This window comes from Phreatobacter cathodiphilus (assembly GCF_003008515.1).
In the GTDB taxonomy this organism is placed as follows: domain Bacteria; phylum Pseudomonadota; class Alphaproteobacteria; order Rhizobiales; family Phreatobacteraceae; genus Phreatobacter; species Phreatobacter cathodiphilus.
Genome location: NZ_CP027668.1, coordinates 464128 through 487728, shown reverse-complemented (window position 1 = coordinate 487728; position 23601 = coordinate 464128). Strand labels below are relative to the sequence as shown.

The 23601-nt window shown below is 69.7% G+C and carries 26 protein-coding genes; 9 read left to right on the top strand and 17 right to left on the bottom strand.

Annotation, left to right across the window (positions count from 1 at the left end):
- Nucleotides 1-3: 3 nt before the first annotated feature.
- The 7 genes from C6569_RS02420 to C6569_RS02390 all read right to left on the bottom strand — a co-directional run bounded on the left by C6569_RS02420 (nucleotide 4) and on the right by C6569_RS02390 (nucleotide 8062).
- Nucleotides 4-1506: a tripartite tricarboxylate transporter permease gene (locus C6569_RS02420; protein ID WP_106747339.1), complete on the bottom strand. Its 1503-nt coding sequence runs from the start codon at nucleotides 1504-1506 to the stop codon at nucleotides 4-6.
- 10 nt (nucleotides 1507-1516) lie between these two features.
- Nucleotides 1517-1990 (bottom strand): tripartite tricarboxylate transporter TctB family protein, encoded by a 474-nt coding sequence (locus C6569_RS02415; protein ID WP_106747338.1) that lies wholly within the window; start codon nucleotides 1988-1990, stop codon nucleotides 1517-1519.
- Nucleotides 1991-2053: 63 nt separating this feature from the next.
- On the bottom strand, nucleotides 2054-3043 hold the full coding sequence (locus tag C6569_RS02410) for a Bug family tripartite tricarboxylate transporter substrate binding protein (RefSeq protein WP_106747337.1): 990 nt from the start codon (nucleotides 3041-3043) through the stop codon (nucleotides 2054-2056).
- Between the two features lie 159 nt (nucleotides 3044-3202).
- Nucleotides 3203-5350 (bottom strand): methylmalonyl-CoA mutase, encoded by a 2148-nt coding sequence (gene scpA / locus C6569_RS02405; RefSeq protein ID WP_106747336.1) that lies wholly within the window; start codon nucleotides 5348-5350, stop codon nucleotides 3203-3205.
- A gap of 83 nt (nucleotides 5351-5433) precedes the next feature.
- Nucleotides 5434-5715, bottom strand: coding sequence for a helix-turn-helix domain-containing protein (locus C6569_RS02400; protein WP_106747335.1), 282 nt, complete (start codon nucleotides 5713-5715; stop codon nucleotides 5434-5436).
- Nucleotides 5712-6014 (bottom strand): type II toxin-antitoxin system RelE/ParE family toxin, encoded by a 303-nt coding sequence (locus C6569_RS02395; protein WP_245898213.1) that lies wholly within the window; start codon nucleotides 6012-6014, stop codon nucleotides 5712-5714. The genes C6569_RS02400 and C6569_RS02395 overlap by 4 nt, the downstream gene beginning before the upstream one ends.
- Before the next feature lie 71 nt (nucleotides 6015-6085).
- The gene (locus tag C6569_RS02390; RefSeq protein ID WP_106747334.1) at nucleotides 6086-8062 is read right to left on the bottom strand and encodes a methylmalonyl-CoA mutase subunit beta; all 1977 of its coding nucleotides are present in this window, start codon (nucleotides 8060-8062) and stop codon (nucleotides 6086-6088) included.
- A gap of 141 nt (nucleotides 8063-8203) precedes the next feature.
- On the opposite strand from C6569_RS02390, the gene C6569_RS02385 reads away from it, so the two are divergent.
- Nucleotides 8204-9010, top strand: a complete 807-nt coding sequence (locus C6569_RS02385) for a sugar phosphate nucleotidyltransferase (protein ID WP_106747333.1) — start codon at nucleotides 8204-8206, stop codon at nucleotides 9008-9010.
- Nucleotides 9010-9792, top strand: a complete 783-nt coding sequence (locus C6569_RS02380; protein ID WP_106747332.1) for a class I SAM-dependent methyltransferase — start codon at nucleotides 9010-9012, stop codon at nucleotides 9790-9792. Before C6569_RS02385 ends, C6569_RS02380 begins: the two co-directional genes overlap by 1 nt.
- On the opposite strand, the gene folK is transcribed toward C6569_RS02380, so the two are convergent.
- The 4 genes from folK to C6569_RS02360 form a co-directional block, all read right to left on the bottom strand.
- The gene (gene folK / locus C6569_RS02375; protein ID WP_106747331.1) at nucleotides 9789-10280 is read right to left on the bottom strand and encodes a 2-amino-4-hydroxy-6-hydroxymethyldihydropteridine diphosphokinase; all 492 of its coding nucleotides are present in this window, start codon (nucleotides 10278-10280) and stop codon (nucleotides 9789-9791) included. The genes C6569_RS02380 and folK overlap by 4 nt on opposite strands.
- The gene (gene folB / locus C6569_RS02370) at nucleotides 10280-10648 is read right to left on the bottom strand and encodes a dihydroneopterin aldolase (RefSeq protein ID WP_106747330.1); all 369 of its coding nucleotides are present in this window, start codon (nucleotides 10646-10648) and stop codon (nucleotides 10280-10282) included. The genes folK and folB overlap by 1 nt, the downstream gene beginning before the upstream one ends.
- Nucleotides 10645-11493: a dihydropteroate synthase gene (gene folP / locus C6569_RS02365; protein WP_106747329.1), complete on the bottom strand. Its 849-nt coding sequence runs from the start codon at nucleotides 11491-11493 to the stop codon at nucleotides 10645-10647. The genes folB and folP overlap by 4 nt, the downstream gene beginning before the upstream one ends.
- 348 nt (nucleotides 11494-11841) lie before the next feature.
- Entirely contained in the window at nucleotides 11842-12225 is a 384-nt protein-coding gene (locus tag C6569_RS02360) for a DUF2267 domain-containing protein (RefSeq protein ID WP_106750861.1), read from the bottom strand.
- Nucleotides 12226-12383: 158 nt separating this feature from the next.
- On the opposite strand from C6569_RS02360, the gene C6569_RS02355 reads away from it, so the two are divergent.
- Nucleotides 12384-12788 carry a nuclear transport factor 2 family protein gene (locus C6569_RS02355; RefSeq protein ID WP_106747328.1) on the top strand — a complete coding sequence of 135 codons (405 nt, stop codon included), beginning with the start codon at nucleotides 12384-12386 and terminating at the stop codon, nucleotides 12786-12788.
- Between the two features lie 157 nt (nucleotides 12789-12945).
- On the opposite strand, the gene C6569_RS02350 is transcribed toward C6569_RS02355, so the two are convergent.
- Nucleotides 12946-13719: a DsbA family protein gene (locus tag C6569_RS02350; protein WP_106747327.1), complete on the bottom strand. Its 774-nt coding sequence runs from the start codon at nucleotides 13717-13719 to the stop codon at nucleotides 12946-12948.
- Between the two features lie 11 nt (nucleotides 13720-13730).
- Nucleotides 13731-15110, bottom strand: a complete 1380-nt coding sequence (locus C6569_RS02345; protein ID WP_106747326.1) for a M48 family metalloprotease — start codon at nucleotides 15108-15110, stop codon at nucleotides 13731-13733.
- Between the two features lie 167 nt (nucleotides 15111-15277).
- Here C6569_RS02345 and C6569_RS02340 point away from each other — a divergent pair, with 167 nt between their 5' ends.
- Nucleotides 15278-16456: a pyridoxal phosphate-dependent aminotransferase gene (locus C6569_RS02340; RefSeq protein WP_106747325.1), complete on the top strand. Its 1179-nt coding sequence runs from the start codon at nucleotides 15278-15280 to the stop codon at nucleotides 16454-16456.
- Complete coding sequence (locus C6569_RS21855) at nucleotides 16453-17118, top strand: pyroglutamyl-peptidase I (protein ID WP_181313880.1); 666 nt, start codon at nucleotides 16453-16455, stop codon at nucleotides 17116-17118. Before C6569_RS02340 ends, C6569_RS21855 begins: the two co-directional genes overlap by 4 nt.
- Here the strand turns inward: C6569_RS21855 and C6569_RS02330 are convergent.
- Nucleotides 17067-17819 (bottom strand): metallophosphoesterase family protein, encoded by a 753-nt coding sequence (locus C6569_RS02330; RefSeq protein WP_106747324.1) that lies wholly within the window; start codon nucleotides 17817-17819, stop codon nucleotides 17067-17069. The two genes, C6569_RS21855 and C6569_RS02330, sit on opposite strands and share 52 nt — an antisense overlap.
- Before the next feature lie 135 nt (nucleotides 17820-17954).
- Here C6569_RS02330 and C6569_RS02325 point away from each other — a divergent pair, with 135 nt between their 5' ends.
- Nucleotides 17955-19283 (top strand): TIGR03808 family TAT-translocated repetitive protein, encoded by a 1329-nt coding sequence (locus C6569_RS02325; RefSeq protein ID WP_106747323.1) that lies wholly within the window; start codon nucleotides 17955-17957, stop codon nucleotides 19281-19283.
- A 3-nt stretch (nucleotides 19284-19286) separates the two neighbouring features.
- Here C6569_RS02325 and C6569_RS02320 read toward each other — a convergent pair whose 3' ends face one another.
- Nucleotides 19287-20366, bottom strand: a complete 1080-nt coding sequence (locus tag C6569_RS02320) for a mechanosensitive ion channel family protein (RefSeq protein WP_106747322.1) — start codon at nucleotides 20364-20366, stop codon at nucleotides 19287-19289.
- A 159-nt stretch (nucleotides 20367-20525) separates the two neighbouring features.
- On the opposite strand from C6569_RS02320, the gene C6569_RS02315 reads away from it, so the two are divergent.
- The 3 genes from C6569_RS02315 to C6569_RS02310 all read left to right on the top strand — a co-directional run bounded on the left by C6569_RS02315 (nucleotide 20526) and on the right by C6569_RS02310 (nucleotide 21807).
- The gene (locus tag C6569_RS02315) at nucleotides 20526-21014 is read left to right on the top strand and encodes a hypothetical protein (protein ID WP_106747321.1); all 489 of its coding nucleotides are present in this window, start codon (nucleotides 20526-20528) and stop codon (nucleotides 21012-21014) included.
- Nucleotides 21011-21145, top strand: coding sequence for a hypothetical protein (locus C6569_RS22345; RefSeq protein ID WP_281260387.1), 135 nt, complete (start codon nucleotides 21011-21013; stop codon nucleotides 21143-21145). Before C6569_RS02315 ends, C6569_RS22345 begins: the two co-directional genes overlap by 4 nt.
- 80 nt (nucleotides 21146-21225) lie before the next feature.
- Nucleotides 21226-21807: a gamma carbonic anhydrase family protein gene (locus C6569_RS02310; RefSeq protein WP_106747320.1), complete on the top strand. Its 582-nt coding sequence runs from the start codon at nucleotides 21226-21228 to the stop codon at nucleotides 21805-21807.
- On the opposite strand, the gene C6569_RS02305 is transcribed toward C6569_RS02310, so the two are convergent.
- Nucleotides 21804-22535, bottom strand: coding sequence for a hypothetical protein (locus tag C6569_RS02305; RefSeq protein WP_106747319.1), 732 nt, complete (start codon nucleotides 22533-22535; stop codon nucleotides 21804-21806). The genes C6569_RS02310 and C6569_RS02305 overlap by 4 nt on opposite strands.
- Nucleotides 22536-22626: 91 nt before the next feature.
- Complete coding sequence (locus C6569_RS02300) at nucleotides 22627-23400, bottom strand: ferredoxin--NADP reductase (RefSeq protein WP_106747318.1); 774 nt, start codon at nucleotides 23398-23400, stop codon at nucleotides 22627-22629.
- Nucleotides 23401-23601 lie beyond the last annotated feature (201 nt).

Here is a 23601-nt window from a genome sequence, read left to right as displayed (position 1 = left end):
AATTCACGCCGCCGCAGGTTTCGCCTTTGCCCAGGGGCCCATCCGCCAGAGCATGATCAGCCAGATGGCGATGGTGGCGACGCCGAGCATGCCGGCGATGGGCCGGGCGAAGAAGGCGAGGAAGGAACCGTCCGACTTGATCATCGAGGTGATGAAGTTCTGCTCGAACATCTCGCCGAGCACCAGGCCGAGGATGATCGGCGCGATGGGAAAGCCGTTCTCCTCCAGCATGAAGGCGAAGACGCCGAGGACGAGCATGATGATGATGCCGTAGACCGAGTTGGTCATGGCGTAGGAGCCGACGACGCAGAAGATGAGGATCATCGGCAGGAGGATGTTCTTCGGCACGCGCAGCACCTGTTTCGCCGACTTGATGATGGCCCATCCCAGGGGGAGCATCAGCAGGTTCGCGAGGACGAAGATCATGAAAACCGCGTAGATGAGCTGCGGATTCTGCAGGAACACGGTGGGGCCGGGGTTCATGCCCTTCATGTAGAGCACGCCGATGACGATGGCGGTGATGGAATCGCCGGGGATGCCGAAGACGAGGGCGGGGATCCAGGCGGCGGCGAGCGCCGAGTTGTTGGCAGCGCCGGCATCCACGATGCCCTCGACATGGCCGGTGCCGAACTTCTCCGGCTCCTTCGAGAAGCGCTTGGAGACGGCGTAGGAGATCCAGGCGGCGATGTCGGCGCCGGCACCCGGCAGCGCCCCAATGACGACGCCGATGCCAGACCCGCGCAGGAAATTGACCCAGTACTGCCGGAGCACCCCGCCGACGCCCTTGAAGACGTTGCCGACCTGCTGGAGCGCGGCCTCGCTGGCAGCGCCCATGCTGGTGACGCCGCGGAGCAGCTCGGAGATCGCGAACATGCCGATCATCGCTGGGATGAAGCTGATGCCCTGCATGAGCTCGACCGAGCCGAAGGTGAAGCGCGGGAAGCCCGCCGCCGGGTCGATGCCGATGGTGCCGAGGCCGAGGCCGATGAAGAGCGAGGCGAAGCCCTTGAGGGGATCGTTGGTGGCGAGGAAGACGGCGCAGGTGAGCCCGAGGGCGGCGAGCCAGAAATATTCGAAGCTCGAGAAGGCCAGGGCGAATTCGGCGAGGGCGGGCGCGGCGAGAACGAGGATGGCGACGCCGATGAGACCGCCCAGCACCGAGGTGACGAGATTGGTGCCGAGATTGAGGTCGAGGAGGCCCTTGCGGCCCATCAGGTAGCTCTCGTCGGTATAGGCGGCGGAGGCCGGTGTTCCCGGCATGCGCAGCATGGCGGCCGGGATGTCGCCGGCGAAGATCGCCATGGCCGTGGCGGTGACGATGGCGCCGAGCGCCGGCACCGGGTCCATGAAGAAGGTAACGGGGATGAGCAGGGCCGTCGCCATGGTGGCGGTGAGGCCTGGCATGGCACCGACGAACATGCCGAACAGGCCCGACGCCAGAATGATGAGGATGACGTCCCAGCGGAAGACGAGGGCGAAGGCCTGGAAGAGGATGTCGACGGTCATCGGGCGCTCCTCACAGGATCCAGTCCATCAGGCCGCGCGGCAGGGGCACGCGCATCAGGCTGGCGAAGAACCAGTTGACGCCGAAGGCCGCCACCAGCGCGGTGACGACCGCCACGGGCACCCGCACCTTGAACCAGAGAAAGAGGACGAGCAGCACGACGATGGTCAGCGGTACGAAGCCGACGGCATCGAGGACAAGGATGTAGGCGAGGGCCGCGCCGAGGACGAGCAGGGCGGAGACCACGTTCGCCGGGTCGCGGGCCCAGGACGGCATGTCGGCCAGCGGCTCGCCGGCCCGCCAGGCGGCGAAGCCGCGGATCATCATCATCACGCCGCAGAGGATGAGGAGGACCGCGAGCAGGCGCGGGAAAACTGCCGGTCCGTAGTTCTGGCCGGGAAAATCCGGGAATTTCGACGTCAGCACGATGACCAAGAGGGCGGCGGCGATCAGCATCGCCCCGCTGACGAGATCGTTGAACCGCACGGGGATGCCCTCGCCGCAGAGATGGAGGGAAGCGGCCCGCGGGCCGCTCCCCGGGAGAGTGGATCAGGCCTGGCGGGCGAGGCCGGCGGCCTTCATGGCGACACCCATGGCAGTGTTGCCCTCGTCCATGAACTTGGCGAAGCCGGCACCGTCGGCCCACTTCACGCCGAAGCCGCGGGCCGACATGAAGTCGCGGAACTCCTTCGACTCGTTGATCTTCTTGAGCACCGAGGTGTAGCGCTCGGCGATCGGGGCCGGCAGGTTCTTCGGCGCGGCGATGCCACGCCAGGCGCCGACCGTATAGTCGACCCCGATGGCCTCCTTCAGCGTCGGCACGTCGGCGAACTGCGGGTTGCGCGCCGCCGCCATGATGGCGAGAGACTTGGCACGGCCGGCGTCCAGCATGGCCTTGGCCTCCGGCACCGAGCAGGTGACGATGTCGATGCCGCCGGCCGCGAGGTCCTGCATGGCAGGCGCAGCGCCGTTCGACGGCACCCACGGCACGGCATTGGCGGGCAGGCCCATGGCGCCGAGCCAGCCGACGAGGGCGAGATGCCAGATGCCGCCCTGGCCCGTGCCGGAGGCCTTCAGCTTGCCGGGATTGGCCTTGATGAAGTCGGCGAGCGTCTTGAGGTCCTTGTAGGGGCCGGAGGCGGAAACCTGCACGCCCGGCGGATCCTCGTTCATCAGCGCGAGGGGCGTGTAGCTGTCGGGCTTCAGCTGGGTGAGGCCCTGCCAGTGCATCATCGAGATCTCGACGGTGATCATGCCGATCGTGTAGCCGTCGGGCGCGCCCGTCGCGATGGCCGAGTGGCCGACGACGCCGGAGCCGCCCGTGCGGTTCACGACGTTCACCGGCTGGCCGAACTCCTTCTCCATCAGCGAGCCGACGATGCGGGCGGTGGCGTCGGTGCCGCCGCCGGCGCCCCAGGGCACCACCAGCGTGATCGGGCGGGCGGGGAAGCTCTGGGCAATGGCCGGGGCGGAAAGTTGCGAAGCGAGGCCGAGGCCGGCGGCGCCGGCCATGAGGTGACGACGCGTGAAGTCAGTCATGGTGATCCTCCCGAGATCAAAATGAGGCCGGTTGATCCGGTCCTTGTCTGTGATCACAGAAAGCTGCACCGGAACGGCGGCCAGTTCAACCGTTTCGATCGACCGAATTTGCGGCCGCAAGGGAGGGTTGCGGCCGGCAGGGCGCGTGGCGGCCCGGCCCTACTCCGCCGCCTGCACGTAGCCGAGCTTGGCGTTGAGCTTGTCCATGAGGTCGATGGCGGCGTCGGCGATGGGCGTGCCCGGCGGGAAGATGGAGGAGGCGCCGGCCGCGTAGAGCGCGTCGAAATCCTGCGGCGGGATGACGCCGCCCACCACGATCATGATGTCGTCGCGGCCCTGCTTTTCCAGCTCCGCCCTGAGCTCCGGCACCAGCGTCAGGTGGCCGGCGGCGAGGGATGAGACGCCGACGCAGTGGACGTCGTTCTCGATAGCCTGCCTGGCGGCCTCCGCCGGGGTGGCGAAGAGCGGTCCGATGTCGACGTCGAAGCCGAGATCGGCGAAGGCGGAGGCGATGACCTTCTGGCCGCGGTCGTGGCCGTCCTGGCCGACCTTGGCGACGAGGATGCGGGGGCGGCGGCCCTCGTTCTCGGCAAAGGCCTCGACCATGTGCTGGACCTTCGAGACGTTCTCGTTCATGGCGCCGACCTCGCGCTTGTAGACCCCCGAAATGGCCTTGATCTCGGCCTTGTGGCGGCCGAACACCTTCTCCATGGCATCGGACATCTCGCCGACGGTGGCCTTGGCGCGGGCCGCAGCGATCGCGAGGGCGAGGAGATTGCCGTTGCCGGCCGCGCCGGCGGTCAGCGCGTCCAGCGCCGCCTGCACCTCCGCCGGGTTGCGCTCGGCGCGCAGACGCTTGAGCTTTTCGATCTGGCTGGCGCGGACGGCGGAATTGTCGACCTTGAGCACATCGATGGGCTTCTCGCCGTCGGGGCGGAACTTGTTGACGCCGATCACCGACTGGACGCCCGAATCGATGCGGGCCTGGGTCTTGGCGGCGGCCTCCTCGATGCGCAGCTTGGGGATGCCGGCATCGATGGCCTTCGCCATGCCGCCGAGGGCCTCGACCTCCTGGATGTGCTCCCACGCTTTCGCCGCGAGGTCGGCGGTGAGGCGCTCGACATAGAGCGAGCCGCCCCAGGGGTCGATGATACGGGTCGTCCCGCTCTCCTGCTGCAAGAAGAGCTGGGTGTTGCGGGCGATGCGGGCGGAGAAGTCGGTGGGCAGGGCCAGCGCCTCGTCGAGGGCGTTGGTGTGCAGCGACTGGGTGTGGCCTTGAGTCGCCGCCATGGCCTCGATCTGGGTGCGCACGACGTTGTTGAAGACGTCCTGAGCGGTCAGCGACCAACCCGACGTCTGGCTGTGGGTGCGCAACGGCAGGGACTTGTCGCTCTGCGGGTCGAACTGTTTGACGAGCTTCGCCCAGAGGAGGCGCGCGGCGCGCAGCTTCGCCACCTCCATGAAGAAGTTCATGCCGATGGCCCAGAAGAAGGACAGGCGCGGCGCGAACTGGTCCACCGTCATGCCCGCGGCGATACCGGCGCGGATATATTCGACACCGTCGGCCAGCGTGTAGGCGAGCTCGAGGTCCTGCGTCGCCCCGGCCTCCTGCATGTGATAGCCGGAGATCGAGATGGAATTGTATTTCGGCATCTCCTTCGCCGTGTGGGCGAAGATGTCGGAGATGATCCGCATCGAGGGCTTCGGCGGATAGATGTAGGTGTTGCGGACCATGAACTCCTTGAGGATGTCGTTCTGGATGGTCCCGGAGAGCTTGGCCTGCGGCACGCCCTGCTCTTCCGCCGCGGCGATGTAGAGCGCGAGGATCGGCAGCACCGCGCCGTTCATCGTCATGGACACGCTCATCTGGTCCAGCGGGATGCCGGAGAACAGCGTGCGCATGTCGTAGATGCTGTCGATGGCGACGCCCGCCATGCCGACGTCGCCGGAGACGCGGGGGTGGTCGCTGTCGTAGCCGCGGTGGGTGGCGAGATCGAAGGCGACGGAGAGGCCCTTCTGGCCCGCCGCGAGATTGCGCCGGTAGAAGGCGTTGGAATCCTCGGCCGTGGAGAAGCCGGCATATTGCCGGATGGTCCAGGGCTGGTTCACGTACATGGTCGGATAAGGACCGCGCAGGAACGGCTTGATGCCGGGGTACGTGTCGAGGAAGTCGATGCCTGCGAGATCCGCCTCGGAATGGACCGGGCGCACCGCGATCTCCTCCGGCGTCAGCCAGGTGGCGCCACCGGTGGCGGCCGGGGCTGCATCGGCGAAGGGGATGGTCGTGAAGTCTGGGATGCGGGTCATGGACCTCTCCCGGTCATGAAGCGTGTTTAAGCGTCAGGGACGCGAATTCGGGGCGAAGCGCAAGACGGCGAAAAGGGTGAGTGTCACGCCGCCGGCTCGAAACGGATGACGAGGCGGGTGCCGGTCGCCTCGGCGTATTTCTTCAAGGTGCGGGTCGAGGGCATGGACTTGCCGCTCTCCAGCCGCGCCACGACGGACTGGGTCGTGCCCATGCGGCGGGCGATCTCCTCCTGGGTCAGGCCCGAATGGGCGCGCGCCTTGATCAGTTCCTCCACGAGGGCGAACTCGTCCGCAAGGGCGTCATATTCGGCACGGACCGCAGGGTTCACCAGCATCCTTTCGCGCAGAACCGTCCATTCCGTCATCGGATCTCCTTGGCGCGCCTGCGCGCCAGTTCCATTTCGTGCCCCGGCGTCTTCTGTGTTTTCTTCACGAAGACCCTGACGATCACGACGCGCCGCCCGGTGGCCGTCACGTAGATGGCCCTGGCGATCCCGTCGCGTCCCTGAAGTCGCAGCTCCCACAGGCCGTCGCCCAAGCTTTTCGACCAGTCGCGCGGCAGGCCCATCGGACCCAGAACCTGGACGGCGTCGATCATCCTCAAGAGCTTGCCTTGAAACTCCGGCGGCAAGCTCAGGATTTCACCGTCCACCGTCGCGTTCAACGTCTCGACCGATCAGGTCATGGAGGGCGATCATCGCAAAAATGCGATCACCCGTCAAACCATGGGGTGCGTCAGAGGGCACCACGGGCCGTGCGCAGAACCTCCAGCACGTCGCCGCCGGCCTGGATGAAGCCGTCGATGCCGGCGGCCTTCAGGCCCTGCTCGAGATCGCCGGGGCGGCCGGCGAGCCAGAGCTGGCGGGCACCTGCCGCCTTGAGCGCCTTCGCGACATCCGTTGCCTCGGCCGAATAGAGCTCGTCCGTCGAACACAGGCAGGCGATCGCGGCGCCGCTCGCCCGGAAGGCGGCGGTGAGAGCGGCAGCGTCGGGGAAGGGCTCGGGGATGGGCGCGTCGAAGCCGCCGGCCTCGAAGAGGTTGCGGGCGAAGGTGGCGCGCGCCGTGAAGGCGGCGACGGGTCCGATGACCGCGAGAAAGACCTTCGGCCGGGTGCCGGCGGCGGCGAGGGCGTCGAGCTCGGCACGCAGCGCCTCGAAGGGCTCGGCGAGACGGGCGGGCGCCAGGGGATCGACGAAGATGGTATCGCTCTTCAGCCGGGACAGGGCCGAACGGATGGCACCGCCTGCGAAAGCCCTCACCTGGGCCTCGAAACGCTCGCCTCCGGCCGCCTCGGGCAGCTCGATGGGCGCCGCGCCGCGCCGGGTCTCGCGCTTCGGAGGCGTCAGCACCTCGGGAACCGCCTCTCGCACATTGGGGAATTCGGAGGCGCCAGTGAGCGGCGCCCGGCGCCGGGCGATGGCCGTCGCGCGTTCGGCACGGACCCCGGCGACGGCGGCCTGGACAGTGCCGGACGATAGCGCGGCGACGATCCCCCCTGCCCCCTCCCAGTCCTGAAAAAGGGCCCAGGCCCGCCGGCAGAGTTCGTCGGTGAGCGCCTCGATGCCGCCGGAGCCCGCCGCCGCGTCGGCGACGCGGTGGAGGTTCGATTCCTCGATGAGGATGAGCTGGGTGTTGCGGGCGACGCGGCGGGCGAAGCCGTCCGGCAGGCCGATGGCGGCGGTCCACGGCTCCACGACGACATGGTCGGCGCCGCCGATGCCGGCCGCGAAGACCGCCGTGGTGGTGCGCAGCCAGTTCACCGCGGGATCGACCTTCGTCACCATTCGCCAGGCCGTCTCGGCATGAAGGTCGAGATGGGAGGGCGCGAGACCGCAGGCCGTCTCCAGCCGCGCCCAGAGCCTGCGCATGGCGCGGATCTTGGCGGCCGAGAGGAACTGGTCGGCATCGACGGAGAGCACGACGGAGAGGGCGCGCGCCGCCTCACCGAGCGGCAGACCCGCCGCCTCCAGCATGCGCCAGTACTGGACGGCGGTGCCGAGCACATAGGCGAGCTCCTGCGCCTCGGAGCCCCCGGCGTCGTGGATGACGCGGCCGTCGGCCAGGAGCTGCGTACCCGCGAAGCCGCGGGCGCGCAGGGCGAGGACGGCATCCGATGCCTTGGCGGCGGTGCCATTCCAGCTTTCCAGCGTGCCGCGCCGCGCGAAGGCGCCGATCGGATCGATGCCGAAGGCGATTGTGAGGCTCTTCGGATCGAGCCCGTCGCGTTCCGCCTTCGCCGCCAGAATGGCGGCGACGTGCCCGGCGGAGGTGCCGGCGTCGACGCGCAGGGGAATGAGGTCGAGCATCACGCCGGCGAGGAGGGCATCGAGATCGGCGAGGCCGTCGATCACCATGGCGTCGCCGCGCCGGTCACCGATGGCGCCGCGGGTGACCACGACGAGGCCGGAGGCGCCGCCCGAGAGGTCCTCCAGCGCCTGGGCGTTGGCGGCTGCGGGATCGGGATGGTCGGCGCGCTGGGCGATGGTCCAGGGGATGCCCGGTGCCCGGCCCGCGAGCGGCGCGGCGCCTTCCTTGCGCGGATAGAGCGGCTGGACGGGGATGCCGTCGGCAGTGCGGCCGACCAGCACCTTGTCGAAGGGCTTGCCCTTCAGAACCGCGTCGACGGCGGCGCGCCACTGGGCTTCCGTGGCTGGCGGGAATTCGGCGGCGAGCGCGAGCGGTGCGGCGGGCGTGGTCGTGGCTGTGGTCATGGCCCCTTCGATGCCACGACGGCGCGCCTGCGGGAAGGCGTCCTTTGGGCGGAGCGCCCGTTCCGGCGCGCCGCCTTTACCCGGCGTTAACCACGATCGCCGCAAAACGGACGAGAACCAACAGGCTCCAGCGGGGTTTGCATGAAGGTGGTGATCCTCGCCGGCGGCGGCGGCACGCGCATGTCGGCCGACGGCGACCTGGCGCCGAAGCCGATGCTCGACATCGGCGGCCGTCCCATCCTCTGGCACATCATGCGGTCTTTCTGCCTGCAGGGTTTCGACGATTTCGTCGTCGCCGCCGGGCAGCAGGCGGAGAAGATCAAGCGCTTCTTCCTCGACGAGGTCGACACGGCCGGCGACCTCGCCATCGATGCCGGCCGCCGGCAGATCGACCGGACCGGTGGTCCCGACGATCACTGGCGGGTGCGGATCGTCGACACGGGCCTTCACACGGAGACGGGCGAGCGGGTGATGCGCCTTCGCGACGTCCTCGGGCAAGTGCCCTTCATCGTCACCTATGGCGACAGCGTCTCCGACGTCGACGTCGGGGCCGTCGTCGATCAGCACCGCCGCCGCGGGCACCTGGTGACCGTCACGGCGGTGCGTCCGCCCTCGCGCTTCGGCGGCATCCGCTTCGACGGCGACAAGGTGGCCGGCTTCGTCGAGAAGCCGCAGATCGGCGAGGGTTGGATCAACGGTGGCTTCGCCATCTTCGATCCCGCGGTCTTCGAGCATCCCGCGCTCTCCGCCCGCGGCGCGACCCTCAACGGCCTGTTCGAGACGCTCGCCAACGAACGCCGCCTCGGCGCCTACCGGCACGAGGGTTTCTGGCTCGCCGCCGACACGCTGCGCGCACTGAAACTGCTCGAGGGCCTGTGGGACAGCGGCGAAGCCCCCTGGATCCGCCCCGCCATGGCACCGACCGCCACCGTCAACGGGATCGCCTGATGAAAGTCGTCGACTGCCCCCGCGCCCGCCTCTACGACGTCGTCGCCGGCGCCTTCACGACGCTCGGCCGCCAGCCCGCGATGATCGAGCTCGGCGTCCACAAGGGCGACAACGCCACGCGGCTGATGGATGTGCTGGGGACCCGCCACTCCGTCCTGGTCGACGCCTGGAGCGCCGAGGCGCTGAAGACCTATTCCCATTTCGACAGGCTACCGCCCTGGATCCTGCCGCTGACCGCCTTCGAGCGCTATTTCGGCGGCAGCCTCTCCGACCAGGCCACCTTCGACAGGACCTACGAGGTCGCGCGCCAGCGCTTCGAGGGGCGCGGCGACGTGGAGATCATCCGCGACGACACCATCTCCGCCTTCGCGCGCATCCGCGACCGGCACGGCGACGGCGCCTTCGACTTCATCTACGTCGATGCCAACCACCAGTACGAATATGTGCTGCGCGACCTCCTCTACTACCAGCACCTGCTGGCCGAGGACGGCGTGATGATGCTCAACGACTGCTGCCACAGCCAGAAGGGCATGAACCAGAACCTCGGGGTGCTGGAGGCGGTGGGCAGCTTCCTGAAGCGCGCGGATTTCGTGCCCGTCGCGCTGACCAGCACGGACATGAGCGACCTGATCATCGCCCGGAAGGGCTCGGCCGTCGCCGCCGCCCTTGATGCGGCGCTGGATGCCACCGACATCTCCTTCGTCGAGGTCATGCCGCAGATGCTCGCGGCCGCGCATATCCGCCTCAGCCCGCAGGGGCGCGCGCGCGTGAGCTTCGCCTAGGGACGGTCCGGCAGGCGCGTCACGCCCGCGCTGTCGATGCGCGCGGCGAGATCTCCGACACGGACACCGCCGACGACCCAGTCGGGCGCAATCTCCGCCAGCGGCACCAGGACGAAGGCCCGGTCCGTCATGCGCGGATGCGGCAGGTGCAGGTCGGGCTCGTCGAGGACCACATCATCATAAGCGAGAATGTCGATGTCCACCGGCCGAGGGCCCCAGCGCCGCCCCGTAGCGCGGTCGCGGCCGAGGGAGGCCTCCACCGCCAGCGCCCGCTTCAGGAGTTCGCGCGGAGGGAGATCGGTGGCGATCCTCAGGCAGAGATTGACGAAGGCCGGCTGGTCGGTGACGCCCCAGGGCGGCGTCTCGTAGTCGGCGGAACGGGCGAGGAGCCGCACGGCCGTGCCGTCGCAGAAGGCCGCGACCGCACGGTCGAGGGTCTCCCGAACATCACCGACATTGCCGCCGAGGCCGATGAGCGCCTCGGCCATCAGGAGGGGCGCCGGCGCGTCATGACCACGCCCACGTCGTCGAAGATGGCGGCGATGGGCGCATGCGGCTTGTGAACCGTCACCGTCACGGCGGCGATGGGCGGGAAGGCGGACAGGATCGCGTCGGCCACGGCGCCGGCCGCCGCTTCCAACAGCTTGAAGTTGCGCGCCTTGAAGGTACGGACGGTGACCGCGGCGACGTCGGCATAGGAGACGGTGTCGGCGAGATGGTCGCTCGCCGCCGCGGCCGACAGGTCGAGCGCCATGTCGAGGTCGATGACGAAGCGCTGGCCGACCTCGCTCTCGTGCGACAGGAGGCCGTGATGGGCATGAACCAGCAGGCCCTTGAGGAAGATGCGGTCGGTCATGCGGCGTTCCCGATGGCGGCAGCCACCTTCAGCGCCTGTACCGTCTCGCGGACGTCGTGGGCACGGATGATGGCGGCTCCCGCCTGCATGGCGAGGATATGGGAGGCGAGGGACCCGCCGATGCGCTCGTCGACGCCGGAGGGGTCGACGAGGTCGATGAAGCGCTTGCGCGAGGCGCCGACCAGCACGGGCAGGCCGAGGGCCTTCAGCCGGTCGAGCTTCGCGAGCGTCTCGATGCTCTGAAGCGGCGTCTTGCCGAAGCCGATGCCGGGATCGACCGCGATGCGGTCGCGGGCGATGCCGGCGGCCTCGGCGATGGCGACGGAACGGGCGAGGAAGGCCAGCACATCGGCCATGATGTCGAGGTCGGGATCGGCGCCGTCACGGTTGTGCATGACGACGACGGGAACGCCGCGCTCGGCGACGAGGGGCGCCATGGCGGGGTCGCGCTGCAGGCCCCAGACGTCGTTGACGATGAGGGCGCCTTGGTCGAGCGCCCAGCGGGCGACCTCCGCCTTGATCGTGTCGATGGAGACGGGCAGGCCGAGCTTCACCACCTCCGGCAGGACGGGGGCCAGGCGGGCGATCTCCTCGTCGCGATCGACGGGCTCGGCGCCGCCGTAGGGCCGTGTGGATTCGGCGCCGATGTCCAGGATATCGGCGCCCTCATGCGCCATGCGCTCGGCATGGCGGATGGCGACGAGGGGGTCGAAAAAGCGCCCGGCGTCGGAGAAGGAATCCGGCGTCAGGTTGAGGATGCCCATGACGGCGGGGCGGTCGTTACGCAGGAAACGGCCGAGCGGCCCGCCGGACGGGATGGGGTCGGGGGTGTACGATGGCGCCATGGGGCAGCCTTGGACGCCAAGCCCCCGGCGCTGTCAATACCGGGCGTGGCAGGGGTCGTCTCTTCCGCGGGACGGGAGCGGATGCCGCCTCCGTCGGCCGCCATCCCCGGCCGAGCGCAGCGGGGGGATAAGGGATCCAGGGGTTGCAGGGGGGAGCCTCTCCGGCCGCAGCGTCCCGCAGCGTCACCTCTCCCCGGCGGGGAGAGGTCGCCGAGCGACAGCGAGGCGGGTGCGGGGGAGAGCAAACGGCGCAGGCTTGCCCCCTCACCCGGCCTGCGGCCTTTCCTCTCCCCGTCGGGGAGAGGTGAAGAGGCGGCGACGACCCCTGCGAGTCCCTAACGATCGGCCTCAGACGAACTGCGACAGGCCCGGCGTGCCGGCGACGATGCGGCCCATGACGTCCTCCCCGGCGTGCTCGCGGCCGAAGGCCATGAGTTCCTTGCCGACCGTGGAGATCTGGCCCATGTCGAGGCCGGCGCCCATCAGGTTGGCGCCGAGGCCCATGATGCCGCCGCCCATCATGCCGCCCATCATGCCCATGAGGCCGCCGCCACCGCCGCCCTCGCTCTGGGCGATGAGGCCCTCGGCGCCCGGCAGGGCGGCCAGCATCTGCTGCACCTCGGCCTGCGGACCCTCTTTCTGGAGGAAGCCGAGGATCATGCCGACGGCCTTGGCGGCGAGCCCTTCGTCGAGGCCGGCAGCGGCCGCGACGCGGTTGATGAGCTCCTGAATCATGATGGTCTCCCGGCTTCGACGGCTCCGGCTGACTGCCCCGTCGGTTGCGGCGCACTATGGCCAACGGCCAGGCGGGGAGCAAGCGCCCGCCTGTTTCGCCGGAGCCCCGGCTGTGCTTTGCTCACGCCCCGCATACCAGCCTGAGGAGGCGACACATGACCGCCGTACAAGCCCTGAAGCCGACGCCCGCCTATGACCGTTCCACCGTCGAGGCGGTGATCCAGCTCTATTTCGACGGGCTCTACGAGAGCGACGTCGACAAGCTCGGCGCCGCCTTCCATCCGACCGCCGATCTGCGCTGGCAGGACAAGGGCGAGTTGCAGGTCCTGCCCTACCAGGACTGGCTGGACCGGGTCGCCAAGCGCCCCTCGGCCAAGGGCCAGGGCCATGCGCGCCACGACTTCGTGGTGACGGTGGACCGTTCGGACGAGAGCACCGCCTTCGTGAAGGTGCAGTGCGCGCTTCTGCCGCGCTTCTTCACCGACTATCTGGTGCTGATGAAGCTCAACGAGGGCTGGCGCATCGTGTCGAAGTCCTACCGCTTCGACGTCCGCGAGTGAGGGCAAAGCCCCCTGCCCGTTCGGGCTGATCGAGAAAGGGGACCCGCGGGTCCCCTTTTTGTCAGGTGCGCTCAGAGGTTGTCATGCGCGGGCCTGGCCCGGGACTGACGAGGAGGACGGCGCGGGTTCGCCGCCCTTGCGAGGCCGCGCCCCCGCCTCAGCACATGTTGGGCTGGGCGGCGCAGGCGGTGCGGGCGCGGGCGAGGTTCTCGCGCAGCTTTTCGAGGCCCACCGCGCCGACCACCACCTCGTCACCCACCACATAGGTCGGCGTGCCGTTGATGCGCAGCATCTCGGCGAGGCGCATGTTCTCGGCGAGCGTCTGCTGGACCTGGGGCGACTGCATGTCGCGCTGCAGGCGCGTCATGTCGGCGCCGACCTCGCGGGCGACCTCCAGGGCGCGGGCCCCGTTGGCCTGGCCGCGGCCCCCGAGCAGCTTCTGGTGGAACTCGAGATATTTGGGCGGGGCGATCTGCATCTTCAGGGCGACGGCGACCTGCGCCGCCTCGACCGAGCCCTGGCCGAGGACGGGGAAGTCCTTCAGCACGATGCGCAGGCGCGAATCCGAGCGCAGCAGCTCCATGGTCTCGGGCAGCGCCCTTTTGCAGAAGCCGCAATTGTAGTCGAAGAACTCGACCAGGGTGACGTCGCCCTGGGGATTGCCGAGCACCACCTGATTGGGCGAGCGGTAGAGGGCGTCGCGGTTGGCGGCGAAGGCGGCGGCGCGGGCGCGGTCCTCGGCCTGGGCCTGGCGCTTTTCGAGCTCGACGAGCGCCTCCTGGAGGATTTCCGGGTTCTTCAGGAGATAGTCCCTGATCATGGATTCGATGCGGGCGCGCTCCTCGGCCGTCGGCGGCGCCGACTGGGCGAGGACGGGCGCGGTCACGGCGAGCAGGGCCGCGAGGGCCGGCGCGATCAGGCGCTTGAACATGGATTACGTCCTCAGTTGCGCCGGGGGCGCTGATTGTAGATGTCTTCGGCGATGAGCCAGCCGGGAGAACCGGTCGGCAGCGAGCCCTGGGCGCGGCGGGCGAGACCGCGCGCGGTCGCCAGGTCGCCGGAATGATAGGCCGCCTGGGCGGAGGCGAGATCGGCCTGGCCGCGGTCGTTCTTGCGGCCATAGGCGATGGCGAGCTGGCGATAGCCGTCGCCGGCCTCCGGCTCGCGCTGGAGGGCGAGACGCAGTTCGCGGATGGCCTCGTCCAGCACGGCATTGTTGCCGGAGGCGACGAGAGCGTGCCCGAGCATGATCCGGATGAGGCCGGCATTGGGCGCCAGCGACACGGCGCGACGCAGCGGCCCCATGGCGGCCGCGGGCTGCCCGGTCTCCAGCAGGATCTGCCCCTTGATCTCGTGGAAATAGGGGTTGTTCGGCTGGGAGCGGATCAGGTCGTCGGCCATGCCGGCGGCGCGAGTGCGGTCACCGAAGCGGAACATCTGGATGGTGCGGGCATAGCGCGCCGGCAGCGACGTGTCGGACGGGGGATAGCGCCGGGTGATGGCGTCCGACCGGTCGAGGAAGCCGGCGAGCTTGGCGCGCGCCAGCTGGTGCCGGGCGTCCAGCGCCGGCGGATCGACCTTGCCGTAATGGGGACTGGCCTTGGCGAGCGGCTCGATGATGGCGATGCGGTCGGCCGGCATGGGGTGGCTGACCGTATAGGGGTCGACGTGGCGGGCGACGAACATGGTCTCGTTCTGCAGGCGGCGGAACGTCTCGACCATGCCCTTCGCCGACTGGCCGGTGGCGTTGAGGTAGTTGATGGCGGCGCGGTCGGCGGCCGCCTCCTCGCCCCGCTGGTAGGACAGGAGCGAGCGCATGCCCATATGGGCGCCGGCGGTGATGGCGCCGGGCGCAGCCTCACCGACGCCGGACCGGCCGCCGCCGGTCGCAGCGCTCGCGGCGACGCCCGCGGCGCCGACGATCATGCCGAGGGCGGCGATGATCTGGGCGCGCTCCACTGCCTCGCGCAGGCGGGCGAGATGGCCGCCGGCGATGTGGCCGGTCTCATGGGCCATGACGCCGATCAGCTCGTTCGGCGTGCGCGAATCGAGGATGGCGCCGGCATTGATGAAGATGCGGCGGCCGTTGGCGACGAAGGCGTTGAAGCCGCGGTTGTTGACGATGATGACGTTGGTCTGGCTGCCGCCGACACCGGCGGCGCGGAACAGCGGCCGCGCGTAGTCGCGCAGGAGATTCTCGATCTCCGTGTCGCGGATGATCGGCAGGCCGCCCGGCATCTGGGCCTCGGCGGCGGGCGTCATCGCCATCAGGCCGGCGAGGGCCGCAGCCGCGGCGCGAAGCGGAAATGTGAACGACGTCATCGCTCGGAATCCTAAGGAGCAGGCTGACGGGGGTCAACGCGGGGGCCGGTCACAACAGGGAGAGAGCGGTGACCCGGCCCGCCCCGTGTGATAGGCGCTTGGCGACCCTCTTGGCGCGCCAAGGGGGCGAAACCATGACGCGGCCGCCATTTCGGGACTTTAACAGTATGACGCGCCAGGACCTTGCCCGCCAGATCCTCCATCCGACCCGGCGGGGCTCGGTGGCACCATTCCTCGTCATGGACGTGATGACGGCGGCGGCGAAGGCCGAGGCGGAGGGGCAGAGCGTCATCCACATGGAGGTGGGCCAGCCCGCCGCACCGACGCCCATGAGCATCCGCAAGGCCGCGGCCGAGGCCCTGATGGACGGGCAGATCGGCTATACGCTCGCTCTCGGCACGCCGGAGCTGCGCCGGCGCATCGCCCGCCACTATGCCGAGACGCATGGGGTGGAGGTGCCCACCGGCCGCATCGCGGTGACCATGGGATCCTCCTCGGCCTTCATCCTGTCCTTCCTCGCCCTGTTCGAGCACGGCGCGCGGGTGGCGATCGCCAGCCCCGGCTATCCCGCCTACAAGAACATCCTGGAGGCACTGGGCTGCGAGGTGGTCTTCATCGAGACGACCGCGGCGACGCGCTGGGCGGTGACGCCGCAGATGCTGGCGGCGGAACACGCGAAGAAGAAGCTCGACGGCATTCTCATCGCCAGCCCCGCCAATCCGACGGGCACGATGATGACGCCGGAAGCACTGAAGGCGCTGGTGGAGGCCTCGCGCGACCTCGGCATCCGCTTCATCTCCGACGAGATCTATCACGGGCTCTCCTACGAGATGCCCTGCCACACGGCGCTGGAGACCAGCGACGACGTGGTCGTGATCAACTCCTTCTCGAAATATTACTGCATGACCGGCTGGCGCATCGGCTGGATGATCGTGCCGGAGAGCCTCGCCCGCTCGGTGGAGTGCCTGGCGCAGAACCTGTTCATCTCGGCGCCGCAGCTCTCCCAGGTAGCGGCGCTTGCGGCCTTCGGGGCCACCGCCGAACTCGAGGTGATCAAGGCCGGCTATGCCGCGAACCGCCGGGTGCTGCTGGAGGGCCTGCCGAAGGCGGGGCTCGACCGGCTCCTGCCGGTGGACGGAGCCTTCTACGTCTATGCCGACGTCTCCCGCTACACCAACGACAGCCTCGACTTCGCCCGCCGCATGCTGGCCGAGACCGGCATCGCCGCGACGCCGGGGCCCGACTTCGACCCCTATGGCGGCATGCACGCCGTCCGCTTCTCCTTCGCCGGATCGACGGCGGACATGGAGGAAGCGGTGAAGCGGCTCGGGGCGTGGTTGCGGTGACCACCCTTCTCGTCACCGGTTTCGGCCCCTTCCCCGGCTGGGAGCGCAATCCGACGCCCGCCATGGTGAAGGCGGTGGCGGGGCTGCGCCTGCCCGGCATCCGCATCGTTGGGCAAGTGTTCAACACCGTCTATGCCGAGGTCGCCCGCGACCTGCCGGCCCTCATCGCGCGCCACCGGCCGGACGCGATCCTGCTCTTCGGCCTCGCCGGCCGCACCGGACACATCCGCATCGAGAAGCACGCCCATAACGTCACGTCGCGGCGGGTGCCGGATGCCTCCGGCGTCTTCCATGTCTCCGCCGACATCGTTGCCGAGGGGGCATGGCGGGTGCCGACCGACTTCGCCTGCGGACCCCTCGTCGCTCGGCTGCGGCGCAGCGGCTTAGACGCCCGGCTGTCGCCCTCGGCGGGGGACTATCTCTGCAACTTCGCCTATTGGCTGGCGCTGGAGGCGGTGAAGCGCCATCAGGTGAAGCGCGCGCTCTTCGTCCACGTGCCGCTGCCGCTGCAGGCCGGCCGATCCGCGCGCGGTGCCTTTTCCCGCAGGATGACGGCGGACGATTTGGCCGAGGCCGCCGTCGGAGCCGCACTGGCCATCACTGGCCGCGGTTACTTGGCGAAGCCGGTGCGCAGGCCGCGGGCCCAGTCGGCCCGGCCGTAGCTCTCGGCCTTCAGGGCCGCAGCTTCCCAATCATAGGCCACGGCGACCATCTCGACGCTCACCACCGCGCCCTGCGCCATGGTGACCACCGCATAGCGCGCGTGGGGCGAGCCGGCCTCCGAGACATGGGCGTCGGGCGGCGTCGGATCGGAATAGGCCGGCTGTCCCACACTGCCGGGATTGACGATGGTGGTCCCGTCGAGGACCAGAAGCCGCGGCAGGTGGCTGTGGCCGCAGAGCATGAGGCGGGCGGCGCCCACGTCACCGAGGCGGGCCCGGATGGTCGCGGCCTCCGACTGGACGAGGCGCCCGTCGCGCTTGTCCTCCATCAGGTAGGTGTCGTCGTCGGCCGGGGTGGCGTGGAACAGCCGCACCGCAAGGCCTGCGCCGTCGACGTCGCGCTGCATGGGGAGCCCAGCGAGCCAGGCGCGCTGCGCCGCGTCCAGCCGCTCGCGGGCGAGCTTGTCCGAGAAATAGAGCGCCTCTCCCTCCGCCTCGACCACCCAGCGGTCGTGATTGCCGCGCACCGTCGGCAGGCCCAGCGCCATCAGCCGCGCGGCGGTTTCGGCCGGCCAGAGCGGACCCGAGACGCAGTCGCCGAGATTGACCGTGAGGTCCACGCCCCGGGCAGCGATGTCGGCGAGCACCGCCTCGAGGGCGAGGAGGTTGCCGTGGATGTCGGCGATGACGGCGAGGCGCATGCGGATGGTCCTGATCTCGAGGCTCCATCATCGGGTCGGCTCGCGGGCCGGACAACAGCCATTCCGGCATCCCGATCCGGCACAAGACTCCACGGCACGGTGCTTGCGCTGGCTTCCGCAACACCGGAGTGCCCCATGCTCGCCCGCCGTTCCTTCCTGTTCGCAGCCGCCGCCCTGGCCCTGCCCGCCTCCGCCCGCGCCGCGACGCTGGATGCGGCCTCCTTCGGCCTGAAGCCCGGCGCGGCGGAGGACCAGACCCGCGCCATGCAGCGGGCCGTGGAAACGGCCGCCGGCTCGCGCATGCCGCTGCGCCTCGCGCCGGGCGCCTATAAGGTCGGTGAGATCCGGATGCCGGCCGGCACCCAGGTCATCGGCGTGCGCGGCGCCACCCGCCTGGTGTTCCAGGGCGGGACGGCCTGTCTCTCCGCCCAGCGCGCCGACATGGTGACCTTGTCGGGCCTCGTCGTGGAGGGCAACGGCCGGCCCCTGCCGGACAAGCGCGGCCTCATCGTGCTCGAACACGGCCGCGGCGTGCGCGTCGAGGATTGCGAGATCGCCGGCTCCAGCCACCACGGCATGGTCCTCGAAGGCATCGACGGCCTGGTGCGGGGCAATACGGTCTCCGGCGTCGCCAAGGCGGCGATCGTCGCGCTCGACAGCCGCGGGCTGACGGTCACCCAGAACACCATCCGCTCGGCCGCCAACAACGGCATCCTCGTCTGGCGCACCATCGCCGGCGACGACGGCACGATCGTCGAGGGCAACCGCATCGAGGAGATCGGCGCGCGGGACGGCGGCTCGGGCCAGAACGGCAACGCCATCAACGTCTACCGCGCCGGCAACGTCACCGTCACCGGCAACCGCATCCGCGGCGCCGCCTTTTCCGCCGTGCGCGCCAACGGCGCCGCGAACGTGGCGATCACCGGCAACAACTGCGCCTCGCTCGGCGAGGTCGCCATCTATGTCGAGTTCGGCTTCGAGGGGGCGGTCGTCGCCAACAACATCATCGACGGAGCGGCGCTCGGCATCGTCGCCACCAACTTCAACCACGGCGGCCGGCTCGCCAACATCCACGGCAACATCATCCGCAACCTGGTGAACCGCCGCCCGGCGGGCACGGATCCGAACGACGGAGCCGGCATCGGCATCTCGGCCGAGGCCGACGCCGCCATCTCCGCCAACGTCATCGAGGGCGCGCCGACCGCCGGCATCCAGCTCGGCTGGGGCCAGTACATGCGCGACCTCTCGGTGACCGCCAACGTCATCAAGGGCGCCCCCGTCGGCATCGCCGTCTCGGTGGTGCCGGGCGCGGGCCAGGCGCTGATCGCCGACAATCTCGTGCAGGGCGCGCGGATCGGCGCCGTCGTCGGCATGGAGTGGAAGAAGCCGGTGACGGGCGACATGGCCCGCGAGGGTGTCGGGCGCTTCGCACAGCTCAGCGTCTCCGGCAACAGGGTGCGCTGAGACTCAGGTTGCCGCCGCCGCAGCCTTCGACCGCTCCACCTCCGCCTCCACACGGCGGCGCGGCAGGGCCTCGGGATGGGCCTGCTGGAGCCAGGCCATCATCTCTTCGCGGATGAGGCAGCGCAGGTCGAAGGCGCGGGGCGAATTGGCGGCGCTGGCGAGGATGCGGACCTCCATCGTGTCCTGGCGGAGCTCCGTCACCTGCACGGCGAAGACCTTGCGGTCCCACAGTTCGCTCGCGGCGATGACCGTGCGCGCCTTTTCCCGGATCGCCTCCACCGGCGCCCGGTAGTCGAGATGCAGGAAGACGGTGCCGATGAGGTTCGCCTCCTCGCGCGTCCAGTTCTGGAACGGCTTCTCGATGAAATAGGTGAGCGGAATGACGAGGCGCCTGAGGTCCCAGATCCTGACGACGACATAGGTCGCGGTGATCTCCTCGACATTGCCCCACTCGCCCTCGACGAGCAGCGCGTCGTCGATGCGGATCGGCTGGGTGATGGCGAGCTGGATGCCGGCGAAGACGTTCTTCAGCACCGGCTGGAGCGCGAGGCCGACGATGATGCCGGCGGCGCCCGCCGAGGCGAGAAGACTGATGCCGTACTGGCGGACGCCGTCGAAGGTCATCAGCGCCACCGACAGCGCCACGGCGATGACCAGGATGCGGCCGACGCGCTGGAGGATCTGCGTCTGGGTCACGTGCTTGCGCGCCAGCAGGTTGTCGCTGGAATCGAGCTTGTAGCGACGCAGATAGACGACCGTCCAGACATGCAGGGCGCTGATGGCGACCCAGGCGAAGAGGCCGATGATGCAGAGGACCAGCAGGTGCTGGACGGCCTCGGCCTGGGCGATGGTGAGGGGCGCGGCCGGGGTGACGAGGGCGACGGCTGCGGTGACGAAGGCGAGGCGCACCGGCCGGCGGTTGCGCGAGACGAGGGAGCGCCAGAACAGGTCGCGGTCGCGCACCAGCCGCGTCGCGGCACGGAAGGCGACGCGATAGAGCAGCACGGCGACGAGGATGGCGGCGGCGTAGAGGCCGAGGCTGACGGCCCAGTCGGGAATCCAGGCGGGAAGGTCGAAGAACATCGGGGGCGGCAATCCGGCTTGAGGGGCGGAATGGGGCTCAGCGCCCCATCCTGAACGCGGAATGTGTCGAGGACGCGGGCACCGCCGGTCCGCGGCGTTAAGACCCCGTTAACCGGATCAGTCCACGGTTTGCCGGTCAGCCCTGTCCGGAGCCGCCCCATGCGCGCGCTTGCAAAGGTCTTCGCGGCAACCGCCGTGGTTCTCGCCCTCGCCGCGCCCGCCATGGCGCAGCAGGCCTGCGCCCCCGCCGACCTCACCCGCTTCACCGCGGAAGCGATGGTGAGCGACGCCGATCTGAGGGCGGAAGCCGAGGCGGCGCTCCATGGTTGCGCGAGCTTCGCCCTCGACCAGTTCCGCAATGTCGGCGAGATCGAGGAACGCGTCCTCGTCCATGTCGCCGCGCTCGCGGGACGGACCTCCTACGCCACCTATGCCGCCGACGAGATCCCGCAGGTCTCGCCGGCCCTGATCGCCCTGATCGGCGCCGCCTTCCGCCCGCTCTACCCGCACCTGCACGCGCTGCCGGAGCAGGAGAACACGGCGGCGATGCGCACCATCGTCTTCCACCTGCTGGCGCAGTCCGGCCCGCTCTCGACCGGTTCGGTCGCGCGGCCGGCCGCCCCTCCCGCCACGGGAACCCGGCCATGACCCCCGACGAGACCGCTCTGCCCCTCATCGTCGCACCGCCGCTCTCGCCGGCCGCCTCCTTCGACGCCGACGTCGCCGACCTGCACGAGGTCGAGTGGCTGGCGAGCGGAACCATCGTCCGAAAGGACTGAGCGCGCCCGCTTGCCCCGCCCGCCCCACGGCGGGCATCGTCCCGCCCCAGCCGCGTCAGACGGCGAGGAGGACAACGACCATGATCAGGGGTTCGGCGGTTCCGCGGAGCGGGCCGCTCGTCGCCATCGATCCGGCGGCCTATGTGCATGCCTCGGCGCAGATCTACGGCAAGGTGAGCCTCGCCGCGGGCGTCTCGGTCTGGCCCAACGCCGTCATCCGGGCGGAGATGTATGAGGTCGCCATCGGCGAGGGCTCGAACATCCAGGACTTCGCCATGATCCATATCGGCGGCGGCACCGGCACGACGGTGGGGCGCAACTGCTCCATCACCCACCGCGTCACGCTGCATGGCTGCACCATCGGCGACAACGTGCTGGTGGGGATCGGCGCCACGATCATGGACGGCTGCGTCATCGGCGAGAACTCGATCGTCGCGGGCGGCGCCTTCCTCAAGGAGAACACGGTGATCCCGCCGAACTCCATCGTCGCAGGAGTGCCGGCCGTGCTGAAGGCGAGCCGCGACTGTGGCCCGGCCAACCGGTTCAACGCTTGGCTCTACACCAGCAACGCCGAGGCCTATGCCCGCGGCGAGCACCGCTTCTGGGACGAGGCGGACCTCGACGCCGCCGCCGCGCGATTCGGTTTCACCCGGCGCCCCTAGCGCACGACGCGCCGCTCGATACGGAAGCGCATCTCCACGCCGCGCGCGGCGTCGGGGCGACGGTCGGGGGTGAGCCAGTGGCTGAACCGGGCGGTGGCCGGCGGGTCGCCCGGCAGGTCGAGGCTGAAGCGGGCGATCTCGCCGTCGCCGCGCCGCAGGACCACGGCCCTGACGCCGCCGGCTTCGCTCATCGGGAACACCGCCTCGGCGGTGGTCGCGCCGTCCTCGTCCGGCCGCCAGTGCAGGTCGAGGGGCGGAATGGCGGCGCGGGTACCGGCGCCGGCGAGGGCGAGGTCGGTCCAGCCCTCGCCCTCCAGGCGCAGTTGCACGAGGAGGAAGGGCTGGATCGGCGGCGGCGGGGTGGTGAGGGCGAAGGCCATGTAGCCGACCGCCACCGAGACGGAAGCGAGGGCTGCGGCGGCGCCGGCAGCGCCCCGCGCGATCGAGGCGGGCCGCGACAGGCGGCTGAGCGCCAGCCAGAGGCCGAGGGCGGCGCCGGCCGCGGCCCCGATCCCGCCCATCACCGCGGCAAAGGCGAGCCTGTCGCCCGACCTGCCGAGGTCGAGCCAGCCGGCGAAGGCGAGCGCGCCGTGGCGGCTGGCGAGGCCGGCGACGGCGGCGCCCGCCAGCGCCGCCACCAGGAGGGCGGCGAGGACCAGGGCGGGATGGTGCCGGCTACCGGATGAGCGGGAGCGGGCGGAACTGCGGAACGGGCGTGGATCGGACATGGCTCGACTGTCGCGCCGCGCAAGCGGCTCGCAGGTTCAGTCGCGCCGGGAGGCAATAAGGTTCAGCGTGCCGCCAGCGGCGGCCCGCCGGTCACTTCTCGACGAAGGCCTTTTCGATGACGAAATGGCCGGGGCCGGAGATCGCCCCCTCCTCGAAACCGCGGGCGACGAGCATGTCGACCATGTCCTTCAGGAAGGCGGGCGAGCCGCAGATCATCACCCGGTCATTGGCCTTGTCGAGCGGCGGCAGGCCGAACTCGGCCTGAATCCGGCCGGTGTCGAGCAGCTCGGTGATGCGGCCGTTGTGGACATAGGGCTCGCGGGTGACGGTGGGATAGTATTTCAGCTTGGCACGGACCAGCTCGCCGATGAGCTCGTCGTCGGGAAGCTCCTTCGAGACATAGTCGCCATAGGCCTGCTCGGCGATGAAGCGCGTGCCGTGGATGAGGACGATGTTGTCGAAGCGGTCATAGACCTCCGGGTCCTTCACCACGCTGATGAAGGGGGCGAGGCCCGTCCCCGTCCCGCAGAGATAGAGATTCTTGCCCGGCAGCAGCGCGTCCTGGACGAGCGTGCCGACCGGCTTGCGGCCGACCAGGATGCGATCGCCGACCTTGATGTTCTGCAGGTGCTTGGTCAGTGGCCCGTCGGGCACCTTGATGGAGAAGAACTCGAGGTTGTCCTCGTAGTTGGAGGAGACGATGGAATAGGCGCGCAGCAGCGGCCGGCCGTCGATCTCAAGCCCGATCATCGTGAACTGGCCGTTGACGAAGCGGAATGACGGGTCGCGGGTCGTCTTGAAGGAGAAGAGCCGGTCCGTGTAGTGGCGGACATCGAGGACGCGCTCGGAATTCAGGTTCGACATGGCAGAGCCCGGGGTGACTGGCGCCGACGGCAGTTCATTCGTGTACGAATGATACCGCATTGCACCAACTAGGCAAGAGCATGCGGCAAGGCAACAGCAAAATCGCTGTGCTGGATCAAAAGCCCCGCGGGGAGCCGTCGTCGCCGCCGCGAACCCTTGCCGGACGCGGGTTGCCGCCTATGCTGGCCGGCCCTCATTGCA

What these genes read in the sequence shown, in the direction of transcription:
- C6569_RS02410 (WP_106747337.1), bottom strand. Translation starts at nt 3,043, where the DNA reads ATGACTGACTTCACGCGTCGTCACCTCATGGCCGGCGCCGCCGGCCTC.
- C6569_RS22345 (WP_281260387.1), top strand. Translation starts at nt 21,011, where the DNA reads ATGACCCCCGACGAGACCGCTCTGCCCCTCATCGTCGCACCGCCGCTC.
- C6569_RS02320 (WP_106747322.1), bottom strand. Translation starts at nt 20,366, where the DNA reads ATGTTCTTCGACCTTCCCGCCTGGATTCCCGACTGGGCCGTCAGCCTC.
- scpA (WP_106747336.1), bottom strand. Translation starts at nt 5,350, where the DNA reads ATGACCCGCATCCCAGACTTCACGACCATCCCCTTCGCCGATGCAGCC.
- C6569_RS02330 (WP_106747324.1), bottom strand. Translation starts at nt 17,819, where the DNA reads ATGCGCCTCGCCGTCATCGCCGACATCCACGGCAACCTCCTCGCCCTC.
- C6569_RS02390 (WP_106747334.1), bottom strand. Translation starts at nt 8,062, where the DNA reads ATGACCACAGCCACGACCACGCCCGCCGCACCGCTCGCGCTCGCCGCC.
- folK (WP_106747331.1), bottom strand. Translation starts at nt 10,280, where the DNA reads ATGGCCGAGGCGCTCATCGGCCTCGGCGGCAATGTCGGTGATGTTCGG.
- C6569_RS02340 (WP_106747325.1), top strand. Translation starts at nt 15,278, where the DNA reads ATGACGCGCCAGGACCTTGCCCGCCAGATCCTCCATCCGACCCGGCGG.
- C6569_RS02305 (WP_106747319.1), bottom strand. Translation starts at nt 22,535, where the DNA reads ATGTCCGATCCACGCCCGTTCCGCAGTTCCGCCCGCTCCCGCTCATCC.
- C6569_RS02420 (WP_106747339.1), bottom strand. Translation starts at nt 1,506, where the DNA reads ATGACCGTCGACATCCTCTTCCAGGCCTTCGCCCTCGTCTTCCGCTGG.
- C6569_RS02355 (WP_106747328.1), top strand. Translation starts at nt 12,384, where the DNA reads ATGACCGCCGTACAAGCCCTGAAGCCGACGCCCGCCTATGACCGTTCC.
- C6569_RS02385 (WP_106747333.1), top strand. Translation starts at nt 8,204, where the DNA reads ATGAAGGTGGTGATCCTCGCCGGCGGCGGCGGCACGCGCATGTCGGCC.
- C6569_RS02310 (WP_106747320.1), top strand. Translation starts at nt 21,226, where the DNA reads ATGATCAGGGGTTCGGCGGTTCCGCGGAGCGGGCCGCTCGTCGCCATC.
- C6569_RS02315 (WP_106747321.1), top strand. Translation starts at nt 20,526, where the DNA reads ATGCGCGCGCTTGCAAAGGTCTTCGCGGCAACCGCCGTGGTTCTCGCC.
- C6569_RS02345 (WP_106747326.1), bottom strand. Translation starts at nt 15,110, where the DNA reads ATGACGTCGTTCACATTTCCGCTTCGCGCCGCGGCTGCGGCCCTCGCC.
- C6569_RS02350 (WP_106747327.1), bottom strand. Translation starts at nt 13,719, where the DNA reads ATGTTCAAGCGCCTGATCGCGCCGGCCCTCGCGGCCCTGCTCGCCGTG.
- C6569_RS02300 (WP_106747318.1), bottom strand. Translation starts at nt 23,400, where the DNA reads ATGTCGAACCTGAATTCCGAGCGCGTCCTCGATGTCCGCCACTACACG.
- folB (WP_106747330.1), bottom strand. Translation starts at nt 10,648, where the DNA reads ATGACCGACCGCATCTTCCTCAAGGGCCTGCTGGTTCATGCCCATCAC.
- C6569_RS02400 (WP_106747335.1), bottom strand. Translation starts at nt 5,715, where the DNA reads ATGACGGAATGGACGGTTCTGCGCGAAAGGATGCTGGTGAACCCTGCG.
- C6569_RS02325 (WP_106747323.1), top strand. Translation starts at nt 17,955, where the DNA reads ATGCTCGCCCGCCGTTCCTTCCTGTTCGCAGCCGCCGCCCTGGCCCTG.
- folP (WP_106747329.1), bottom strand. Translation starts at nt 11,493, where the DNA reads ATGGCGCCATCGTACACCCCCGACCCCATCCCGTCCGGCGGGCCGCTC.
- C6569_RS02380 (WP_106747332.1), top strand. Translation starts at nt 9,010, where the DNA reads ATGAAAGTCGTCGACTGCCCCCGCGCCCGCCTCTACGACGTCGTCGCC.